Genomic DNA, 3,536 nt, shown 5'->3' on the forward strand with positions numbered 1-3,536 from the left:
CGTTCCCATTACCGCGGGGTGGAGCAGCCCGGTAGCTCGTCAGGCTCATAACCTGAAGGTCGTCAGTTCAAATCTGGCCCCCGCAACCAAAAATCCCAAAAAACACTCAAGCCCGCCGCGATAAACGCTGCGGGCTTTCTGCGTTCTAAGCCGCGGAACACAAGGCTCGGCACGCGGATCAGCATGGTCCCGCGGATGGACCGACCGACTCCCGCCGGCCTGGCGCCAGGACCAGATAAAGCGCTGCGGCTGGCCGCTACCGCTTCACCCGCAAGCGCGGGCGGCTGGCGTTCCAGTCGCGGGCGCGATTGATCCCGGCCGTTTACCTTCACCGCCAGCAGGCCGTCGCTGGTTGAAATCCCGGCGCCAGGAAGCGTCAGTGCGTAGGCAACGGCCTCGTCCCAGCTGAACGACATGCCATGGCTCCCTGCAGAATCCGCGGGCTGACCGGCCTTGGCTTTGGCCGGATCCTCAGTGTGTCTTGCCGCTTACCCGTTCAGCACGCAACTCAGCACCGTCGTCGTAGAAACAGTCTTGACTGTTTGTAAATGCGATCACAGGCTTGCTCTCGGCTGAAAGTGGAGGGGCAGCTTGACCGGAACCGGCAAGAGGCGATCGCAGAAGGAACGCAGCGCGGACACCTCTGCGCGGCTGATGCATGCGACGATCGATCTGATGCATGATCGCGGGCTCGCACGCACGACCACCCCCGAAATTGCCCGCGCCGCCGGCGTCTCGCGTGGCGCGCTGACGCATCACTTTGCCGGGCGCGAGGCGATCATCACGGCTTCTGTCGCCGATCTGCTCGGGCGTTCCTCGCGCAACCTGCATCGCTTCGCCGAGGCCTTCGCAGAGCGGGGTGGCTCCAGCGACGAGATCGTCGACTACATCTGGCAGATGATGTCGGACCGGCTGTTCTATGTGACCATGGAGTTCCTGCCGGAGGCGCGGCATAATGACGAGTTCCGGGCTGATCTCGTGCCCGTGGTGCGAGAATTCCACGCTGGTCTGGATGCGGTCTGGACCGCACTCGCCGCCCGCACCAAGGTCGATGCGGACCATACCCGCGTGGTGATGAACGCCACGATGTGCCTGGTGCGCGGCATGATCGCCCAGACCGTGCTGCGGAAGGACCCAGCCTATTACGCCGAGATGCTGAATTTCTGGAAGCTTCAGGTCCGCCAGCATTTTCCGACACAGACATCGCCCTCACGCCGGTCGGTTGCGGGGGCACAGGCTTCATGACGCCGCTGCTGACGGTCACGGGCCTGAAGCTCGACTTCTACGGCGTGCATGTGCTGCGCGGTGTCGATCTCGCCGTGCCGGCCGGAAGCTTTACCGGCCTGATCGGCCCCAACGGTGCCGGCAAATCGACCTTGTTCAATGCTGTATCCGGACTGTACCGGCCCAAGGGCGGTACAGTCGCGCTGGGGCCGAAGGATGCAACGGGCCTGGCACCGGAAGAACTCGTCGCGGCGGGGCTTGTGCGGACCTTTCAGCTGGCACGGGGCTTCCCCAAGCTCAGCGTCTTCMAACATCTGATGCTCTATGGCGCGGATCAGCCCGGCGAGAATCTGCTCGCGGGGTTGTTCGGCTCTGCTGCCGCACGCCGCCGCGAAGCCGAGCTGGCAGGGCGCGCCTTCGAGATTGCGCGCCGGCTGAAGCTCGACCACGTGCTTGATAATCCGGTCACGGCGCTGTCCGGCGGTCAGAAAAAACTGGTCGAGATCGGGCGAGCCCTGATGGCCAAGCCGAAAATCCTGCTGCTCGACGAGCCGATGGCGGGCGTCAATCCGAGCCTGGCCGACGAGATCGCCGAGCATCTCGTCGGGCTCAACCGTGAAGGCCTGACGATCTGCCTGATCGAGCATGACATGGCGCTGATCAAGCGCCTCTGCCAACCGGTCGTCGTCATGGCCGAGGGCAGGACCCTGACCCAGGGTTCGTTCGAGGAGGTCGCCGCCGACATCCGGGTGCAGGAAGCCTATCTCGGGAGGCGGCATTGAGCGCGGCTGCGGGCGCCGCCCTGCTCTCGGTCGAAGGTGTTGTCGCCGGCTATGGCGCGGCCGAAGAAATTCTCAAGGGCACGTCGCTCAGGGTCGCACCAGGCGAGATCGTTTCGATCATCGGGCCGAACGGGGCCGGTAAATCGACCTTGCTCAAGACCGTCGCGGGGCTGGTTGCGGCGCGCAAGGGCCAGATCAGCCTGAACGGCGCGGATATCACGGCTGCGAATGCGCTTGGCCGGGCGCGGGCCGGCATCGGCTTCGTACCGCAGGAACGCAATGTCTTTGGTGCGATGACGGTTGCCGAGAACCTGGAGATCAGCGGTTTCCAGGATTCCGGCGGAGTCAGGACGCGCAGCGAAGAGATGTATCAGCGCTATCCGATGCTGGCGGAGAAGCGGCGCGCGCTGGCGCGTACGCTGTCGGGCGGACAGCGGCAGATCCTGGCGATGGCGATGGGGCTGATGAATGCGCCGAGCCTGCTGCTGCTCGACGAGCCGACAGCCGGGCTCTCGCCCAAGGCGGCTGATGAACTGTTCGAGGCGATCGTCGCCCTGAACAGGGGGGGCTTGCCGATCCTGATGGTGGAGCAGCACGCGCTCGAAGCGCTCGAAATCTCGACGCGGGGCTATGTGCTCGTCTCTGGCCGCAACAGCCGAGAGGGGGCGGGACCTGCTCTCGCCTCCGACCCCGATATCCGCCGCCTCTTCCTGGGCGGCTGAAGCCGACGCCGACACAGTTCAAGAAACATAAGGACAAGGGGATCACCATGACCGATTTCATGACGAACCGCCGGACGCTTCTGACGGGGGYCGCCGCGCTTGCCGGTGTCAGTGCGCTACCGAAGCTCGCGCTCGCCCAGGGCGCGCCGATCAGGATCGGCACCCTGACGCCGTTGACCGGCTCGGGTGGTCCCTATGGCCCGGTGATGGTCAAGGCGGTCAAGGCCGTCATCGATGAGGTGAATGCGGCAGGTGGCGTGCTCGGGCGCAAGATCGAGCTGATCTCGGAGGACGACCAGACCAATCCGGAAGCCGGCGTCCGCGCGGCGCGCAAGCTGATCGACGTCGACAAGGTCTCGGCCATTCTCGGCACCTGGGCCTCCTCGGTCACGACCGCGGTCGCGCCGCTCTGCTGGGAATCGAAGACCTTCCTGGCGACCGTCTCGGGCGCGGATTCGATCACGCAGTTGCCGCATCAGGGCTATCTGATCCGCACGCAGCCGACGACGACGCTGCAGGGCCGCAAGTTCGGCGAGTTCGTCATCGCCGAGAAGGCCAAGCGCGTCTTCTTCCTGTCGCCGCAGACGCCCTTCGCCAAGAGCCAGTTCGACAATATCACCGAGGCCGTGAAGAAGGGCGGCGGCGAGACGGCGTCCCTGATCTATGACGACAAGAAGCCTGCCTATCGCACCGAGATCGACGAKGTGCTGCGCTTCAAGCCCGACGCGGTCGTGTTCGGCGGCTATACGCCCGACACCGCCGTGATGCTGAAAGACCTCTTCCGGGCCGGCTTCGGCGGGCTCAAGGT

Annotated in this window: 5 protein-coding genes and 1 tRNA gene; 5 read left to right on the forward strand and 1 reads right to left on the reverse strand. The window is 65.0% G+C overall.

All coding sequences use genetic code 11. From position 1 onward, the window contains the following. Positions 1 to 12: 12 nt before the first annotated feature. A tRNA-Met gene (locus tag AC1DJT_RS35215) sits at positions 13 to 89 on the forward strand. On the opposite strand, the gene AC1DJT_RS35220 is transcribed toward AC1DJT_RS35215, so the two are convergent. Next, entirely contained in the window at positions 63 to 416 is a 354-nt protein-coding gene (locus AC1DJT_RS35220) for a hypothetical protein (RefSeq protein ID WP_441507465.1), read from the reverse strand. The genes AC1DJT_RS35215 and AC1DJT_RS35220 overlap by 27 nt on opposite strands. A gap of 175 nt (positions 417 to 591) precedes the next feature. On the opposite strand from AC1DJT_RS35220, the gene AC1DJT_RS35225 reads away from it, so the two are divergent. From AC1DJT_RS35225 to AC1DJT_RS35240, 4 genes are all read left to right on the forward strand, one after another. Further along, the gene (locus AC1DJT_RS35225) at positions 592 to 1,245 is read left to right on the forward strand and encodes a TetR/AcrR family transcriptional regulator (protein ID WP_441492674.1); all 654 of its coding nucleotides are present in this window, start codon (positions 592 to 594) and stop codon (positions 1,243 to 1,245) included. Further along, the gene (locus AC1DJT_RS35230) at positions 1,242 to 2,006 is read left to right on the forward strand and encodes an ABC transporter ATP-binding protein (protein WP_476835913.1); all 765 of its coding nucleotides are present in this window, start codon (positions 1,242 to 1,244) and stop codon (positions 2,004 to 2,006) included. The genes AC1DJT_RS35225 and AC1DJT_RS35230 overlap by 4 nt, the downstream gene beginning before the upstream one ends. Beyond that, positions 2,003 to 2,728: an ABC transporter ATP-binding protein gene (locus tag AC1DJT_RS35235; RefSeq protein ID WP_441507463.1), complete on the forward strand. Its 726-nt coding sequence runs from the start codon at positions 2,003 to 2,005 to the stop codon at positions 2,726 to 2,728. The genes AC1DJT_RS35230 and AC1DJT_RS35235 overlap by 4 nt, the downstream gene beginning before the upstream one ends. Positions 2,729 to 2,775: 47 nt before the next feature. Further along, the coding region (locus AC1DJT_RS35240) for an ABC transporter substrate-binding protein (protein ID WP_476835914.1) at positions 2,776 to 3,536 on the forward strand (761 nt) is incomplete at its 3' end.

This window comes from Allobosea sp. 05T422_2 (assembly GCF_056396265.1).